The 14,854-nt window shown below is 70.3% G+C and carries 17 protein-coding genes; 9 read left to right on the top strand and 8 right to left on the bottom strand.

Annotated elements, in window-relative coordinates; genetic code table 11:
• A complete protein-coding gene (locus PA27867_RS15360; RefSeq protein ID WP_066597796.1) occupies positions 1-972 on the top strand; it encodes a hypothetical protein in 972 nt (323 codons plus the stop codon).
• A gap of 17 nt (positions 973-989) precedes the next feature.
• Here PA27867_RS15360 and PA27867_RS15355 read toward each other — a convergent pair whose 3' ends face one another.
• The gene (locus PA27867_RS15355) at positions 990-1,631 is read right to left on the bottom strand and encodes a TetR/AcrR family transcriptional regulator (protein ID WP_066597794.1); all 642 of its coding nucleotides are present in this window, start codon (positions 1,629-1,631) and stop codon (positions 990-992) included.
• A gap of 85 nt (positions 1,632-1,716) precedes the next feature.
• Here PA27867_RS15355 and PA27867_RS15350 point away from each other — a divergent pair, with 85 nt between their 5' ends.
• Genes PA27867_RS15350 through PA27867_RS15335 form a run of 4 tightly spaced genes read left to right on the top strand, consistent with a single transcriptional unit; the run spans position 1,717 to position 4,623 of the window.
• On the top strand, positions 1,717-2,712 hold the full coding sequence (locus PA27867_RS15350) for an ATP-binding cassette domain-containing protein (protein ID WP_066597792.1): 996 nt from the start codon (positions 1,717-1,719) through the stop codon (positions 2,710-2,712).
• Positions 2,709-3,548 carry an ABC transporter permease gene (locus tag PA27867_RS15345; protein WP_066597791.1) on the top strand — a complete coding sequence of 280 codons (840 nt, stop codon included), beginning with the start codon at positions 2,709-2,711 and terminating at the stop codon, positions 3,546-3,548. The genes PA27867_RS15350 and PA27867_RS15345 overlap by 4 nt, the downstream gene beginning before the upstream one ends.
• A gap of 42 nt (positions 3,549-3,590) precedes the next feature.
• Complete coding sequence (locus PA27867_RS15340) at positions 3,591-3,971, top strand: VOC family protein (protein ID WP_066597790.1); 381 nt, start codon at positions 3,591-3,593, stop codon at positions 3,969-3,971.
• 7 nt (positions 3,972-3,978) lie between these two features.
• Entirely contained in the window at positions 3,979-4,623 is a 645-nt protein-coding gene (locus PA27867_RS15335; protein ID WP_066597786.1) for a GyrI-like domain-containing protein, read from the top strand.
• Between the two features lie 79 nt (positions 4,624-4,702).
• On the opposite strand, the gene PA27867_RS15330 is transcribed toward PA27867_RS15335, so the two are convergent.
• Positions 4,703-5,500, bottom strand: coding sequence for a LysR family substrate-binding domain-containing protein (locus PA27867_RS15330; protein ID WP_208857351.1), 798 nt, complete (start codon positions 5,498-5,500; stop codon positions 4,703-4,705).
• Positions 5,501-5,635: 135 nt separating this feature from the next.
• On the opposite strand from PA27867_RS15330, the gene PA27867_RS15325 reads away from it, so the two are divergent.
• Positions 5,636-6,076 carry a DUF5997 family protein gene (locus PA27867_RS15325; RefSeq protein WP_066597782.1) on the top strand — a complete coding sequence of 147 codons (441 nt, stop codon included), beginning with the start codon at positions 5,636-5,638 and terminating at the stop codon, positions 6,074-6,076.
• A gap of 159 nt (positions 6,077-6,235) precedes the next feature.
• Here the strand turns inward: PA27867_RS15325 and PA27867_RS15320 are convergent, their stop codons facing one another.
• Positions 6,236-6,895, bottom strand: a complete 660-nt coding sequence (locus PA27867_RS15320) for an alpha/beta hydrolase (RefSeq protein WP_066597780.1) — start codon at positions 6,893-6,895, stop codon at positions 6,236-6,238.
• A 210-nt stretch (positions 6,896-7,105) separates the two neighbouring features.
• Between PA27867_RS15320 and PA27867_RS15315 the strand changes: the two genes are divergently transcribed.
• The gene (locus PA27867_RS15315; RefSeq protein ID WP_066597778.1) at positions 7,106-7,693 is read left to right on the top strand and encodes an NUDIX hydrolase family protein; all 588 of its coding nucleotides are present in this window, start codon (positions 7,106-7,108) and stop codon (positions 7,691-7,693) included.
• Between the two features lie 93 nt (positions 7,694-7,786).
• On the opposite strand, the gene PA27867_RS15310 is transcribed toward PA27867_RS15315, so the two are convergent.
• From PA27867_RS15310 to PA27867_RS15290, 5 genes are all read right to left on the bottom strand, one after another.
• On the bottom strand, positions 7,787-8,749 hold the full coding sequence (locus tag PA27867_RS15310; RefSeq protein WP_066597776.1) for a nucleoside hydrolase: 963 nt from the start codon (positions 8,747-8,749) through the stop codon (positions 7,787-7,789).
• A 146-nt stretch (positions 8,750-8,895) separates the two neighbouring features.
• The gene (locus PA27867_RS15305; protein ID WP_066597774.1) at positions 8,896-9,387 is read right to left on the bottom strand and encodes a GNAT family N-acetyltransferase; all 492 of its coding nucleotides are present in this window, start codon (positions 9,385-9,387) and stop codon (positions 8,896-8,898) included.
• A gap of 244 nt (positions 9,388-9,631) precedes the next feature.
• Positions 9,632-11,170, bottom strand: a complete 1,539-nt coding sequence (locus tag PA27867_RS15300; RefSeq protein ID WP_066597772.1) for a DEAD/DEAH box helicase — start codon at positions 11,168-11,170, stop codon at positions 9,632-9,634.
• A gap of 311 nt (positions 11,171-11,481) precedes the next feature.
• Positions 11,482-12,117, bottom strand: coding sequence for a DUF1684 domain-containing protein (locus PA27867_RS15295; RefSeq protein WP_066597769.1), 636 nt, complete (start codon positions 12,115-12,117; stop codon positions 11,482-11,484).
• 4 nt (positions 12,118-12,121) lie between these two features.
• Positions 12,122-12,712, bottom strand: coding sequence for a hypothetical protein (locus PA27867_RS15290; RefSeq protein WP_066597766.1), 591 nt, complete (start codon positions 12,710-12,712; stop codon positions 12,122-12,124).
• Between the two features lie 43 nt (positions 12,713-12,755).
• Between PA27867_RS15290 and PA27867_RS15285 the strand changes: the two genes are divergently transcribed.
• Together PA27867_RS15285 and PA27867_RS15280 are read left to right on the top strand one after the other, a co-directional pair.
• Positions 12,756-13,202, top strand: a complete 447-nt coding sequence (locus PA27867_RS15285) for an EVE domain-containing protein (protein ID WP_236900732.1) — start codon at positions 12,756-12,758, stop codon at positions 13,200-13,202.
• A gap of 379 nt (positions 13,203-13,581) precedes the next feature.
• On the top strand, positions 13,582-14,847 hold the full coding sequence (locus PA27867_RS15280) for a hypothetical protein (protein WP_066597764.1): 1,266 nt from the start codon (positions 13,582-13,584) through the stop codon (positions 14,845-14,847).
• The last annotated feature ends 7 nt before the right edge of the window (positions 14,848-14,854 follow it).

Below are 14,854 nucleotides of genomic sequence, written 5' to 3'. Positions count from 1 at the left end.
ATGACCGCAGGTCACCACGACGCGTATGAACGGGCCCTGGGCGACGAGGAGTTCCGCTACGCCGTGCGGGACCACTACCGGGGCAGCCGGGACGTTCTCGACGCGCTCTGGTGGCGGGCGCATCCGGACCAGGCCTCGCCGCAGGGTGAGCCGGCACCGAGCGGTCGGGTGCGCGCGCTGCAGCGCCGGGTCTTCGCCGCGGATGCCGACGCCGCCGGCGACGATGCCGTGCACCGGGCCCTGCGGGAGCTGGAGGCCGAGAGCGCGGCCGAGCGGGAGGCGATCGACGACGCGGTGCTCGCCGCGGGGCAGCAGCTCGAGGGGGCGGGTGCGGCCCGCGTCGTGCTGGTGCGCCCGATGAGTCCGCAGGATGACGAATTGCAGCATGACGCAGGGTTGGCGGTGAGTGCCGACGGGTTGCCCGCTGCCCCGGAGAAGCCCGCCGGCGCATCCCGCAACCGGCTTCGCCTGACGGCTGGCCTCATCGTCGCGGCCGTGCTCGGCGGCGTGGCCGGGGCGCAGATCGTGGGCATGGTCGCCGCAGACCGCACGGAGGGCCCGGCCGCAGCCAGCGCCAACGCCAAGGCCTTCGAGATCTTCGACACGCACCAAACGGTGGCGGACGTACCGGTGATCCCGCTCCCCGACTCCTTCCAGCCCCTGACGCTGCGCAGCCTGGGCAGCATCACCTGGGAGTCGGTCGACCCGCCCGCCGAATCCCAGTTCTATGTGGTGCGGGCCGAGCTGCACCGTGTGTGCCTGATCCTGCTGATCGACGACCCGCACTACCTGTCGAGCTGTGTGGGCGAGTCTGAGTTCACGGCGTCGGGGCTGACGCTGTACTGGACTGGCGACCAGGCGTTGGCCAGCGACGCTCTCGCTCCCTCGGCCGGGCATCGCAACTGGTTTGTGACGTGGAAGCCGGACGGCGCCATGAGCGTGGGCCCGGCCGCCGCCGAGGGCGACTTCTGAGCAGCAGCAGGTCTTGGCTACAGCCCCTGCTCCACCATGTCGATGACCCGCACGATCAGGGTCTGCTTCACCGGGGCGGGCAGCGCGCGGAGGGGCCCGTCGATGAGCAGCTCGGCGAGTCCGTGCACGGCCGACCAGGCCAGGAACTCGGCCGCCGGGCGCCGCCCGGCCGGCAGCAGCCCCACGGTGACGAGGTCGTCGAGCGACTGCGTGAGCAACTGGAACGGGGTGAGCCCGCCGGGGCCGGCCCGCGCCGCGCTGGTCGCGCTGTCCAGGTCGGACGACGCCGAGAATGCGGTCTGGAACTGACCCGGCTGCTCCAGTGCGAAGCGCAGGTAGCCGGTGCCCACGGCCCGGAACCGCAGGCGTGCGCCCTCGACCGGGTCTGTCGTGTCGACCCGGGCCTGATCGGTTTCGATCGCGCCGGCGACGAGACTCTGGCAGCTGGAGCACACGGCGTCCAGCAGAGCCTGCCGGTCGGCGAAGTGCCGGTAGGCGGCGTTGGGCGTCACCCCCACGCGCCGGGTGGCCTCCCGCAGCACCACGGCGGGCGGGCCGCCCTCCCGGGCCAGGTCCACCCCGGCCTCGATGAGCGCCCGACGCAGGTCGCCGTGCCGGTACGAAGTTCGTGCCGGAGAATCTCCCACACCCGTTGTCATGACGCATCCAGTTCGTTACGATAAAAGCTCACATGTGTACAACGTCCACATACGAGCATACCCACCGATTTGGCAGGGGCGTAGCATGACGATTATCGAAGCCTCCGGGCTCACCAAGACCTACAAATCCAAGACCGGGCCGGTGCACGCGCTCGCCGGGCTCGACCTCACCGTGCCGCGCGGCACGGTCAAGGCGATCCTCGGCCCCAACGGCGCCGGCAAGACCACGGTGGTCAAGATCCTGACCACCCTCATCAAGCCGGATGCCGGTACGGCGATCGTCGACGGAATCAACGTTCTCGACGACCCCAAGGCCGTGCGCAGCATCATCGGCGTGTCCGGCCAGTACGCGGCGGTCGATGAGAACCTCACCGGCTTCGAGAATCTGGAGATGGTCGGCCGGCTCTACCACCTGGGCGGCGCGGCCTCCCGCAAGCGGGCGCAGCAGCTCATCGACCTGTTCGAGCTCACCGCGGCGGGCAACCGGCCGGTCAAAGGGTTCTCCGGCGGCATGCGCCGGCGCATCGACCTGGCCGGCGCGCTGGTGTTCAATCCCAAGATCCTCTTCCTCGACGAACCGACCACCGGGCTCGACCCGCGCAGCCGGATCGCCCTGTGGGGCGTGATCAACCGGCTCGTCGACGACGGCACCACCGTGCTGCTGACCACCCAGTACCTGGAGGAAGCCGACCAGTTGGCCGACAGCATCGCGGTCATCGACGACGGCCGGGTGATCGCCGAGGGCACCTCGGACGAGCTCAAGGCCCAGATCGGCGGGCACCGGGTGGTCGTGGCCCTCGTGGACGCCGCCGACAGCGCGGCCGCCCGTGAGGTGCTCGCCCGCTACGGAGCAGGCGAACCGCAGGTCTCCAGCGACGGCCGCGGAATCGACGTGGCCGTCACCGACGGGCCGCCCGCGCTGCAACACGTGCTCGCGGACCTGCGCACTGCCGGCATCGAACTGCACGACGCCGGGATGCGCCGGCCCACCCTCGACGACGTGTTCCTCAAACTCACCGGGCACAAGGCCGACCTCGCAGCAGACGACAACGAAGACGAGAAGCAGGAGCTGGTGAAATGACCGCCACCGCCACCAGGCCGGCACCCACGCCCACCTGGAACCCGCTGTCCCTCTGGTATTCGGATGGTTGGACGACCACCAAGCGCAATCTCATCAAGATCAAGCGCACCCCCGACATGCTGGTGTTCGCCGTCATCCAGCCGATCATGTTCGTGCTGCTGTTCAGCCAGGTCTACGGCGGCGCGATCAACGTGCAGGGCACGGACTACACGCAGTTCCTCATGGCCGGCATCTTCGCCCAGACCGTGGTGTTCGGCTCCACCTTCTCCGGCTCCGCCATGGCGCAGGACCTCAAGGACGGCATCATCGACCGGTTCCGCAGCCTGCCGATGAGCTCATCCGCTGTGCTGGTGGGCCGCACCAACGGCGACCTGGTGCTCAACACCATCTCGATGATCATCATGATGGCCACCGGGTTCCTGGTCGGCTGGCGGGTCAACTCGTCAATGGGGGAGTTCTTCGCCGGGCTCGGGCTGCTGCTGCTGTTCAGCTACGCGTTCAGCTGGGTGATGGCACTGCTGGGCATGAGTGTGCGCTCGCCCGAGGTGATCAACAACGCGTCGTTCATCATCCTGTTCCCCATCACGTTCATCTCCAACGCGTTCGTGCCGATCGAGACGCTGCCAGACCCCTTGCGCATCTTCGCCGAGTTCAACCCGGTGTCGGCGCTGGTGCAGGCAGCCCGCGAGCTGTTCGGCAACGAGGGCACCGCGCCGGTGCCGGATGTCTGGACGCTGCAGAACCCGGTGGCGACCGTGCTCATCGGGGTTGTTGTGCTGCTCGTGGTGTTCGTGCCATTGTGCATCCGTAAGTTCGCCTCGATCAGCTCCCGCTGACCGGGTAGCCGCACCTCCACGCCTGACCAGAAGGAGCACGCCATGCCCACCATCGACCCGGAGTACCTGCACGGTTTCAGCGGATTCGCGGTGCCCGACATCGAGGCGGCGCGCACCTTCTACGGCGACGTGCTCGGTCTCGAGGTGGCGGACGGCGGCATGGGCCTGCTGCGGCTGACCCTGCCCGGCGGCGCCGACGTGATCATCTACCCCAAGCCCGACCACCAGCCGGCCGGGTTCACCATCCTCAACCTCGCCGTGGCCGACATCAACCAGTCCGTCGACGTGCTCGCCGAGCGCGGCGTGGAGTTCCTCCGCTACGACGGGTTCGAACAGGACGAGCGCGGCATCGCGAACGGCGAGCCGCGGATCGCCTGGTTCACCGACCCGGCCGGCAACATCCTCTCCGTGCTGCAGAACTGACCCGGCCGTGCCGAACGCGGCGCCGGCGCCCTACGACGTCAAGCGCGAGCTGCGGGCGCTGTACGCCCCGAAGAACCGGGACTGGGAGACCCTGACGGTACCGTCGCAGCGGTTCCTCGCCGTCGACGGGCACGGCGACCCGAACACCTCCCCGGCCTATGCTGAGGCCGTGGAGGCGCTCTACGCGGTGGCGTACACGGTGAAGTTCGCGAGCAAACGGGCGGGCCGCGACCTGGTTGTGGGTCCGCTGGAGGGGCTCTGGTACGCCGACGACGCATCTGTGTTCAGCGCACGCGACAAGGATGCCTGGAGCTGGACCATGTTGATCAGCCAGCCCGACTGGGTGAGCGATGCGGAGATCGGCGAGGCCATCGCCGCGGCACGCGCCAAAGCAGCCGCGAAGAAGAAGCCGCTGCCCGCGCTGGACCGGATGCGAGTGGAGCAGCTCGACGAGGGGCTCTGCGAGCAGGTGCTGCACGTGGGCTCCTACGACGACGAGACGCCCGTGCTGGCCCGGCTGCACGGCGAGCTGCTGCCCGCCGCCGGGCTGCGGGAACGCGGCCGGCACCACGAGGTCTACCTCGGCGACCCCCGCCGGGTCGCCCCCGACAAGCTCCGCACGGTCCTACGCCAACCCGTGGCTCCGACCTAACGCCCGCGCCCATCCGCGAACGGTAAGCAAAGCCCCACAAAAGCGCCTGATGCGTGCTTGACTCACGGTTCGCGAGCCGTCAGCGGCCTCCGCGGCGCTTGCCGGCCTGCGGGCTGGGGGAGTTGCGGGTGCGCCCGGCGCTTTGGGTCTTGCGTGCGGTCGCCGGTTTGGCCGCGGCCGCGGCGGCGCGCACGGCCTTCGCGGCCGCCTTCGCCTTCGCGGTCTTCTTTTCCTTCTTCACCGGTTCGTCGGTAGGCAGCGCGGCGTTCTTGCGGGAGCTGTCGGGCGTGCGGCCGCGCACGATGCCGATGAACTCCTCCACGTCGGGGGTGGTGTCCACGGTGCGCCAGGCCAGGGCGATGCGGCTCTCCGCGGTGTCCTCGACCGGCTTGGAGACGACATCCTTGCGGCTGTGCAGCCGGGCCACCGAGTGCGGCAGGATGACGATGCCCACGCCGGCGGCGACGAGCTCCATGGTCTCGTCCATGTCGCGCATCGGCGGCAGCGCCCGGCGGCTGCCGGTGCGTACCTCCACTGCTGCGTCCCGCCACTCGGGCACCTCGTCGGGATCCTGCAGCAGGTGCTCGTCGACGAGGTCGGCCACGACCACGCTGTCGGCATCGGCGATGAAGTGGTCCTTGGCCGCGACCACCACGGGAATCTCGTTGTAGAGGGCGATCAGGCTCAGGCCCTCTTCATTGATCGGGAGGCGCACGAGGCTCACATCGGCGCGGCCGTCGCGGAGGACGGTCTCCTGCTCAGCGGAATCGGTGCGGAACACCTCGAGCTCGACGTCCGGGCGGCGTTCGGCCCAGATGCGGGTCCACTTGGTGGGGGTGACCCCGGCGACGAAGGCAATGGAAAAGGTCACCGGCATCCTCTCGTTGTGCATGTGTCAGTGTGTGGGTGATGGCCGCGCCGGGGCGTGCGATGTGCCGGCGTCGGGTACGTTTCGAGCCGATCGGGCGCACGACACCGAAACCATAGTGCTCTCAGGCTATACGCTGGAACAATGAGCGAGAAGAAGCCCCAGACCATGAAGCCGGCCACGGCCGCCCAGAAGCTCGGGATTCTGCTCGAAGCAGCACCCGAGGAGTTCCAGTCCACCCCGGTGTCGCGCACCGAGCTGGCCGCCCTCGAGGCGAACCCGCCGGAATGGCTCAGCGAGCTGCGCGCCAACGGACCACACCCCAAGCAGGTCGTCGCCGCCAAGCTCGGCGTCTCCATCTCGGGTCTGGCCCGTGGTGAGGTCACCGAGCCGCTGACCAGCGCGGAGATCCAGGCGCTGCTCAAGCAGCCGCCGGCCTGGCTCGTCACCGAGCGCGCCACCCAGTTCGAGGTGCGCGAGGAGCAGATCCGCGTGAAGGAGCGCGACGCCGAACGCGCCCGCAAGAAGGCGCACGCCGAGCGTTTCGCCGCCCAGAACGAGGCTGCAGCCCGCAAGCGCGGCTAGCTCGCCGCACTGTCATCGAATTGCCCTGCCGCGGATGTTTTCATCCACTGGATCGGGGCAATTCGTGCGTTAACGAGGTGTTCGCTGGGGCTCACCGAGACCGCACCGGCGTCATCGCCCTGAGACGGGACACCTGAGTGGCGGGCGGGCGACCCCGGCTCAAGCGGCCGTGGCCGGGTACTGCGCGCGCAGGAACGTGACGATCTCGCCGAGCTCAGCCTGTGAGATCGAGTGCCCGAGCCCCTCATAGATGCCCTCGGTGAGCGTCGAGTGCCCCGGCAACCACGCCTGGGTGCGCACGACGGCCGCCTCGGGAATCACCGGGTCGAGCGTGCCGCGGCCCCAGAACACCGGCGGCTTGAGCTCGGCCAGGCGGGCGTCGCCCGGATGCGTGCTGCTGGCGATGAACCCCGACAGTTGCACCGCGAAGGCGAACCGCTCCGGCGCGTGCCGCATCAGCTGCAGCGTCATGGCACCGCCCTGCGAGAACCCGAGCAGCCCGATCGAGGTGGGCTGCTCGGGCAGCGCGTCGAGCCAGTCGAGGATCCCGGCCGCGGCGGCGTCGAGCGCGTCGCCGACCGGGTCGCCGGGCACGCCGATGGGGAACCAGGACCAGCCCTGGCCCACCGGCAGCGGCGCGCGCAGGGCCGCGATCGTGGGCTCCAGAGGCAGGTGCGGCGCCAGCGAGAACAGATCGCCCTCGTGCGAGCCGTAGCCGTGCAGAACGAGCAGCAGCGGACGGTCCACCCGGTCGGCGACGGCGGCCGACCACAGCACGGCGGCCGGGTCGATGGGCTCGGGGCGGATGCTGTCAGCCATTGTCGGTCCTCACACTCAGGTCGACGCGTGTCCAGCCCCGACTCCTCCCAATCCTTCCACGCCCCGCGGCTCCCCTTCCCTCCCGCGAACTGTGACTTAAGCCCAAAATCGGGCCCAAACTGGGGCTTTGCTCACAGTTCGCGGGGGTGGAACGGGGTCTGTGGGGACGTCGGTGATGCATCCGCGGCTCTCGTGAGTGAGAATGAACCTATGAGCGTGCGCACCCCTGACCCCGACCCGGACTGGACGCCTGGCGGGGACGACGCGCCGCCGCCCAACAGCAACCCCGGCTGGCTGACCGACGTGGAGCTCGCCGAGATCCGCCAGCGGCTGCCGCTGCTCTACGTGGAGGCCGTGCCCGTTCGGGTCGACGGCCTGGGTCAGGTCGTCGAGGTCGGCGTGCTGTTGCGCGCCACCCCCGAGGGCAAGATGACCCGCACCCTGGTCTCCGGCCGGGTGCTTTACGGCGAGACCCTGCGCGACGCGCTGTTCCGCCACCTCGAGAAGGACCTCGGCCCGATGGCCTTCCCGCAGCTGCCGCCGAGCCCGGTGCCGTACTCGGTCGCCGAGTACTTCCCGATGCCCGGCATCACCGCGTTCACGGATGACCGCCAGCACGCCGTCTCGCTGGCCTACGTCGTGCCCGTGACCGGCACCTGCGACCCCCGCCAGGATGCCCTCGAGCTCACCTGGATGACCCCCGAGGAGGCCGCGACCGACGCGGTCTCGGCCGAGATGGAAGGCGGCCGCGGCGGTCTGCTCCGGATGGCCCTGGCCTCGGTCGGCGCCCTGCGCTGACCTGCTCGTCCCCTCTCGCGAACTGCGCGTAAAGCCCCTCTTGGGGCGGTTCTTGCGCGCTCAGTCACGGTTCGCGGAACTAGGGCGTGAGGGCTAGGGGGTGGAGAGGCCCAGAGTGTCGAGGAAGAGGGCGGCGAAGCGCGGAGCGTCCACGTCGAGGGTGACCTCCACGACCTCCCAGCTGTCGATGCTGCCGTGCAAGGTGTCCTCGCCCACCCGGCTGCGCTGGTCGACGATGGTCTGGCCGCGGCCGTAGCCCTGCAGCTCCACGCGCACGGGCAGCATCCGGGTGCTGAGCGCCTGCGGGTCCACCAGCGCACAGATCGCGCCGGCGTCGCCGATGAGGCCGGTGTACTCGGCCACGCTGCTCTCGCCGCGCGCCACCCGGTTGGTCAGCAGCGCGCCCACCACCCGGCCCGCGGCGGAGTCGCCGTCCTCCAGCGCGGTCGCGACCTCGCGGTCGATGGCCACCTGGTTGAAGACGTCCAGCCCGTACATGAACGTGGGGATGCCCGCATCCAGCACGATCGCCGCCGCCTCGGGGTCATGCCACACGTTGAACTCGGCCACGGCCGTGGCGTTGCCCACGCTCGCCGAGCCGCCCATGAACACGATGCGTTCGATGTTCTCGGCCAGGTCGGGGTACTGGCGCAGCAGCAGCGCCAGGTTGGTCTGCGGAGCCAGCGCCACCAGGGTCACCGGGCGGGCGCTGTCGGTGATCAGCCGGCGCATCAGCTCGACGGCGTTCACCGGCTCGGGCGTGCGTGAGCTCGGTGGCAGGTGCACGGTGCCCAGGCCGCTTTCGCCGTGCACGTGCGAGGCACTCCGGGCCGGGGAGATCAGCGGCCGGCGCGCGCCGGCGGCGACGGGGATCTCGGGGGCGTTCGCCACATCGAGGATGCGCAGGGTGTTCTCCACAACCCGCTCCAGCGACGCGTTGCCGGCGACGCAGCTGATGCCGAGCACCTCGATGTCGGGATGCGCGACGGCGAACAGGATGGCGAGGGCGTCATCGACGCCGGTGTCGACGTCGAGAATGACAGGAATCGTGGGCATCCACCGATTTTACGGTGTGGGCCGGGTGTGGGCCGGTCGGAGTCGGCGGGGGCCTGTGCAGGCCGGCTGCGATCGGCGTGGGCACGCAGAAACCCGACCCCGCTGGGCGGGATCGGGCTGATGCTGGACCGGATGGCCGGGTGGAGTTAGCGCTCGAGGCGCACCTCGCGGAACGGTTCGCCGAGCACCTCTTCGGTGCGCTCCTGGCCGTCGGGCAGGTAACCGTTGCGCGCATAGAACCGGTGTGCGCGGGGGTTGTCGGCAGCCAGCCAGAGGTAGGTGGGGCCTGGGTCGACGACCGCGTCGAAGAGCGCCTGCCCGATGCCGGTACCCTGGTGGGCCTCGAGCAGGTAGACGAAGTAGAGCTCGTGTTCGGTGGGCTTGCCGGCGTCCCGGCCGGGTCCGCTGCCGGCGAAGCCGACGATCTCCCCGTCGAGCTCGGCCACGACGTGGCGGTAGGCGGGGCCCTGGGCCGAGAACCGGCGCCACATCTGGGCGAGGCGTTCCGGATGCAGCTGCGAGAGGGCAGCCTGGCTCAGGATGTGGTCATAGGACTCGTGCCAGCAAGCCGCGTGGACGCGGCCCAGGCTGTCGGCATCCGCTTCGGTGACGGGCCGAACAACAACTGTGGTGTTCATACTTCGACCCTAACCCCGGCCGCCGACCTCGTCGGACCACCAGGGCCCGGTAGCTCCCTGCCGGCGATCCCGGCAAGGAGACGTGCGCGGGCAGGGCGCCGTTGCGCGCCGGGCGCGCCACCCGCGTAGCGGCGCCTCACCCGCGCATCCGCGCCCGGCCCGGAAACCGCGAACGGGCCGGCTCCGTGTGGAGCCGGCCCGTTCGGGTCATGCGGTGCTGCAGAAAGCGGATGCTGCGGGCTGGTTAGCCCTGCGCGCGGCGCGGAGCCGAGCGGCGGGCGCCGCCGCCGGTGGAACCGGAGCCGCGCACCAGGCCGCCGACCTGCAGGCCACCGGAGCGACCGGAGCCGCCGTTGCCCGAGCCGCCGGTGCGGGGCGCGTTACCGCGGCCGCCGGATGCGGGACGCTCGGTGCGGTCGCGACGGGCGCCGCCGGCTGCAACGGCATCGCCGCTGCGGCCGCCACGGCCACCGGAGTCGCGCGAGCCGCGGCCGCCGTTGTCACGGTCGTCCCGGTTGACGCGCTTGCGCTGGGCGTTGGCGCCCTGCGAGCGGCCGCCCTGCGACTGGCCGTGCGGCTGCTCCACGCGGGGAACCGGCTTGACGTACGCGGCCACGTCGCCGGTGAGGGCGATCACGGCGGGGGAGGCGGCGTTGACGCGCTGCGGGGTCACCGTGATGGCGGCCTTGCGCAGCAGCTGGTCGGTGTCGCGCTTCTGCGCGGGCAGCACGATGGTGACAACGTCACCGGCGCTGCCGGCACGGGCGGTGCGGCCCGAGCGGTGCAGGTACGCCTTGTGCTCTGCGGGCGGGTCCACGTGGATGACCAGTTCGATGTCGTCCACGTGCACGCCGCGGGCGGCGACGTCGGTGGCGACGAGAACCTTCACGTCGCCGGCGCTGAACGCGGCGAGGTTGCGGTCACGGGCCACCTGCGAGAGGTTGCCGTGCAGGTCGACCGACGGGATGCCGGCATCCGTGAGTGCCTTGGCGAGCTTCTTGGCGTGGTGCTTGGTGCGCATGAAGAGGATGCGGCGGCCGGTGCCCGAAGCGAGCTTCTCGATGAGCTCCTTCTTCGACTCGGCGGTGTCGACCTCGAACACGTGGTGGGTCATCGCGGAGACGTGGCTGGTGGCCTCGTCGACGGAGTGCAGAACCTCGTTGTGCAGGAAGCGGCGCACGATCTTGTCCACGCCGTTGTCGAGCGTGGCGGAGAAGAGCAGGCGCTGGCCGCTGGACGGGGTCTTGTCCAGGATGCGCGTGACGACGGGCAGGAAGCCCAGGTCGGCCATGTGGTCGGCCTCGTCGAGCACGGTGATCTCGACGGAGTCGAGGTTGACGAAGCCCTGCTTCATGAGGTCCTCGAGGCGGCCGGGGCAGGCCACGACGATGTCGACGCCGGCCTTGAGCGCGGAGACCTGACGGCTCTGCGAGACGCCGCCGAAGATGGTGGTGGTGTTGAGGCCGTAGGCCTCGGCGAGCGGGGTGAGCGCTGCGGTGATCTGGGTGGCCAGCTCACGGGTCGGTGCCAGGATCAGGCCGAGCGGGCGACCCGGGCGGCGCTTGCCGCCGGCGAGCTTGCCGCCGAGACGGGCGACCATGGGGATGGAGAAGGCCAGGGTCTTGCCGGAGCCGGTCTTACCGCGGCCGAGGACGTCACGGCCCTTGAGGGTGTCCGGCAGGGTGTCGACCTGGATGGGGAAGGCGCTCTCGATGCCCTGCTGGGTGAGCACGGCAACGAGGGGAGCGGGCACGCCAAGCGCGCCAAAGGAGGTTTCAGACAAAGTGGTGCCTTTCGGGCATCAGTCTCCTCGATCGAACCGGTATCGCGACAGCGACGGCCGGAGCCAGGAGGATTCACATGGCGAAGGTGCCGATGGGCACATCCGTTCGCCGTAAGAAAGTGTCATTCGAAAAATCGAGCGGGTCGCCGGCATCGAGTCGTACTCGTGCTCGCGCGGCCATCGATAAGAAGAGGGCGTTCTACGACGCAGTGAGCGCAACTACGAACTCACAAGTACGTCTACTCTAGCGGATGCTGTCAAGCAGACAGCAAAAAACCCCCTCAAACAGGTGGTGACCGGGTCTTTCGGCCCTAGCCCCGCGGAGTGTAGAGCTCGCCGACCGGGATGTCGACGGTAACGATGTTGCCCGCCTGCGGCAGCGGGCACGCCCACATCGGGTCGTACGCGCAGGACGGGTTGTAGGCGAAGTTGAAGTCGAGGATCAGGCTGTCGTCGCCGACGCCGGGGCCGAGGTCGGCGCCCTTGATGGTGTCGAGCAGGTAGCGGCCGCCGCCGTAGGTGCCGCCGGACTTCCCCGCGAGGCCGTCCTTGAGTGGCAGGAACAGGCCGCCGCCGTAGCTGGCGAGGCGCCAGACGTCGAGCGAGCCGATGTAGGGCAGCCGCACGGTGCCCACCAGGTCGAACGGCACGACGCCGTCGGTGCCGGTCTCCACCTTCATGCGCAACGGCTCCTCGGTGCGGTGCACCTCCACCTCGAACCGCCAGTCGGGATCGTACGCGGCGATCGTGAGGCCCGTGAACGCGGCCCGGTCGTCGGGCAGCAAGGGCGAGGCCGGATGCCCGGCGAAGAGTTCGTCGCGCCCGGAGCGCCAGAGTTCGTGACCGGCCGAGGGCTTGCGCACACTGAGCTGGCGCACCCCGCCGTAAAGCCCGAAGACGCGGCGGCGCCAGTCGGCGATCTGCAGGGCTCCGATGGATGAACTCATGTGCTCAGGCTAACCCGTCCTCCCGGTCGGACGGCTCGGCGGCGCGATCGGCGGGCTCGGCGGCGTGCTCGCCCGCGCCCGCGCCCGCGGCCACGAAGGCGGGGTCGTCGGCGCCCAGGTCGTAACGCCAGGTCGGTGCAAGGGCCTTGAGCCGCAGCATCCGCAGCTGCCAGAACGCCCAGAGGCCCGGCCACACGGCCAGGGTCGCCGGCCCTGCGGAGAAGATCAGCTGGTCGCGGTACAGGGTCTTGCCGGTGCCGGCCGGGTCGGGCGAAATGGCCATGCTGTGGTCCCAGTGAGTGACGGCCTTCATGGCGCCGGAGACCCCGTTGCCGGTGTCGTGCACGATCCGCACGCCGTTCTTGGTGGTGCGCATGTTGAGCCGGATCATCTGTTCACCGAGCGGCACCAGGCCCAGGCCGCTCATGGTCACCGGGTGTTCGCCGGGGGACCAGGTGGTGGGGAAGCCATCCGTCTCGAGGGATTCGACGCTCATCAGCGGCGCGCTGACCTCGCGGAACACGGCGGGGCTGGCCAGCGCCCGCCAGGCGGCGTCGGGGGTGCAGTCGAGGATCTCTTTGAGCAATACACGCATGCCCTCAGTCTGTGCTGTCAGAGCAATGCACTACAACTAGTACGTGGCGATTCGGTACTGGCTCGGGGTGGTGCAGCAGGAGTATGTGCTGCGCAGCGTCGCTATGGGCCTGGCCCAGGTGAACTTCGCCGCCCGCGAACTGCTCGAAGACATGAATGAATCCGACGGGCTGGTCTACTACTCGCCGAAGACGCAATTCGAAGGCGACCGGCTGCGCGAGTTCACGGCCATCGGCTACGTGAGCGACAACGCCGTGGTGCAGGTGGGCGTCTCCGGCAGCGAGTACCGGCCCTGGCGGCGCAAGGTGGCCTACGACCCGGATGCCGAGCCCGCGTCGATCCGGCCCCTGCTCAAGGTGCTCGACCTCACCCGGGGCGACCCGAACTGGGGTCTGAAGCTCCGCCGCGGCCTATTGGAGATCAGCCGGCACGACTTCGAGCTCATCCGCGCCCAGATGCGCCGCCCCAGCGCCGACGACCGCCGCCGCTAGCCACGACGCGCCCATCCCGCTGCTCGAGCCGATTCCGGTGCGACCCCGTCTCGCTGGTCGAGCTTGTCGAGACCCGGTGAGCCGATCCCGGGTGCGTGCCCATCTCGTCGGTCGAGCTCGTCGAGACCCCGCGAGCCGATCCCGGGTGCGTGCCCATCTCGTCGGTCGAGCTCGTCGAGACCCCGCGAGCCGATCCCGGGTGCGTGCCCATCTCGTCGGTCGAGCTCGTCGAGACCCGGTGAGCCGATCCCGGGTGCGTCCCCATCTCGTCGGTCGAGCCTGTCGAGACCCCGCGAGCCGATCCCGCTGCGCCCCGAAAGACCCCCGGGACCGGCCTGCCACCAGCCCTTCCACCAGCTTCGCTCAATAGGATGGCGGCATGACTGATGCTTTGTGGTGGCTCCCGTCCGTCATCGTCCTCGGCGTGGTCGTGGGCGTCATCTGGCTGTTCGTGTCGGCATCCCGGCGCAAGGGTCGCAGCATCCGTGCCGCCGAGACCGCGGAGACCACCGAGCGGGCGCGCACCGCGGCGATCAGCCTGGTGCGGGCCGACGACCTCATTGAGGCCGCCACCGACGAGCTCGGTTTCGCCCAGGCGCAATTCGGCGAGCGGGCCACCGCCGACTTCGCCGCCGCGCTCGACGTGTCCAAACGGCAGCTGCGCGAGGCTTTCGCCCTGCAGCAGAAGCTCGATGACGGCGTGCCCGACACCGACACTCAGATCCGGCAGTGGACCGAGCAGATCACCCGACTCGCCGACGAGGCCACCGGCCGCCTGAACGCGCAGACCCGCGAGTTCGACAGCAAGCGCGTGGTGGAGCAGAACGCGCCGGTGCAGCTCGAGCAGCTGCGTCGCCGCCTCGACCGGGCCACCGACCGTCTCGCCGGCGGCGCCGCCACTCTCGACCGCCTCGCCACCACCTACTCCGCGTCTGCGCTGGCCGCCATCAGCGGCAACGTCGAGCGGGCCCGCACAGCCATCGACGAGGGCCGCCGGGCCGCGGATGCCGCCGACGCGCGCCTCGCCACCGGCGCCACCGACCCCGTCGGCGACCAGGTCAGCGCCGCCGAGCACGGGCTCTTCACCGCGACCACGCTGCTGGACGCCATCGAAACCGGCGAGGACCAGCTGCACGTGGCCTTCGCCAGCCTCGGCACGGCCCTCGCCGGGGCCGAGACCGAGCTGGCCGAGGCCCGCGCCCTGCGCGACCGGCACGAGGAATCCGAGGCCAGCACCGAGCTGAACCGGGTGATCGCCGCCGCCGATGCCGTGGTGGCGGAGTTGCGCCGTCCCGGCCGGGTGAGCGATCCCGCCGCCGACCTCGCCCGGTTGCGCGAAGCCCTCGACGGGCTCGACGTCACCCGCTCCGAGGCCCGCAACCGGCAGTTACGACTTGACAACGCCCGCGAGGCCTTCGTGGGCGCCCGGCTGGCCGCCCGCAGCCAGATCGGCATCACCCGCGACTTCATCACCGCCAACCGGGGCCGGGTGGGCGCCGACGCCCGCACCCGCCTGGCCGAGGCCGAACGCCAGCTCGCGCTGGCCGAGGCCGAGGCCGACCCGGTCACCGCGCTCGACGCCGCCCGCCGGGCCATGACCCACGCCACCGACGCCGACGCCCTGGCGCACTACGACGCCCGGTGACGGCTTT

Source organism: Cryobacterium arcticum, from assembly GCF_001679725.1.
In the GTDB taxonomy this organism is placed as follows: Bacteria; Actinomycetota; Actinomycetes; order Actinomycetales; family Microbacteriaceae; genus Cryobacterium; species Cryobacterium arcticum_A.
The sequence above is the reverse complement of the archived record's forward strand: the minus strand, read 5'-3'. Positions and strand labels throughout refer to the sequence as shown.

Bases quoted from the DNA above. Each gene is read 5' to 3' on its own strand.
- PA27867_RS15360 (WP_066597796.1), top strand. From the start codon at position 1: ATGACCGCAGGTCACCACGACGCGTATGAACGGGCCCTGGGCGACGAG.
- PA27867_RS15355 (WP_066597794.1), bottom strand. From the start codon at position 1,631: ATGACAACGGGTGTGGGAGATTCTCCGGCACGAACTTCGTACCGGCAC.
- PA27867_RS15350 (WP_066597792.1), top strand. From the start codon at position 1,717: ATGACGATTATCGAAGCCTCCGGGCTCACCAAGACCTACAAATCCAAG.
- PA27867_RS15345 (WP_066597791.1), top strand. From the start codon at position 2,709: ATGACCGCCACCGCCACCAGGCCGGCACCCACGCCCACCTGGAACCCG.
- PA27867_RS15340 (WP_066597790.1), top strand. From the start codon at position 3,591: ATGCCCACCATCGACCCGGAGTACCTGCACGGTTTCAGCGGATTCGCG.
- PA27867_RS15330 (WP_208857351.1), bottom strand. From the start codon at position 5,500: ATGCCGGTGACCTTTTCCATTGCCTTCGTCGCCGGGGTCACCCCCACC.
- PA27867_RS15325 (WP_066597782.1), top strand. From the start codon at position 5,636: ATGAGCGAGAAGAAGCCCCAGACCATGAAGCCGGCCACGGCCGCCCAG.
- PA27867_RS15320 (WP_066597780.1), bottom strand. From the start codon at position 6,895: ATGGCTGACAGCATCCGCCCCGAGCCCATCGACCCGGCCGCCGTGCTG.
- PA27867_RS15315 (WP_066597778.1), top strand. From the start codon at position 7,106: ATGAGCGTGCGCACCCCTGACCCCGACCCGGACTGGACGCCTGGCGGG.
- PA27867_RS15310 (WP_066597776.1), bottom strand. From the start codon at position 8,749: ATGCCCACGATTCCTGTCATTCTCGACGTCGACACCGGCGTCGATGAC.
- PA27867_RS15305 (WP_066597774.1), bottom strand. From the start codon at position 9,387: ATGAACACCACAGTTGTTGTTCGGCCCGTCACCGAAGCGGATGCCGAC.
- PA27867_RS15295 (WP_066597769.1), bottom strand. From the start codon at position 12,117: ATGAGTTCATCCATCGGAGCCCTGCAGATCGCCGACTGGCGCCGCCGC.
- PA27867_RS15290 (WP_066597766.1), bottom strand. From the start codon at position 12,712: ATGCGTGTATTGCTCAAAGAGATCCTCGACTGCACCCCCGACGCCGCC.
- PA27867_RS15280 (WP_066597764.1), top strand. From the start codon at position 13,582: ATGACTGATGCTTTGTGGTGGCTCCCGTCCGTCATCGTCCTCGGCGTG.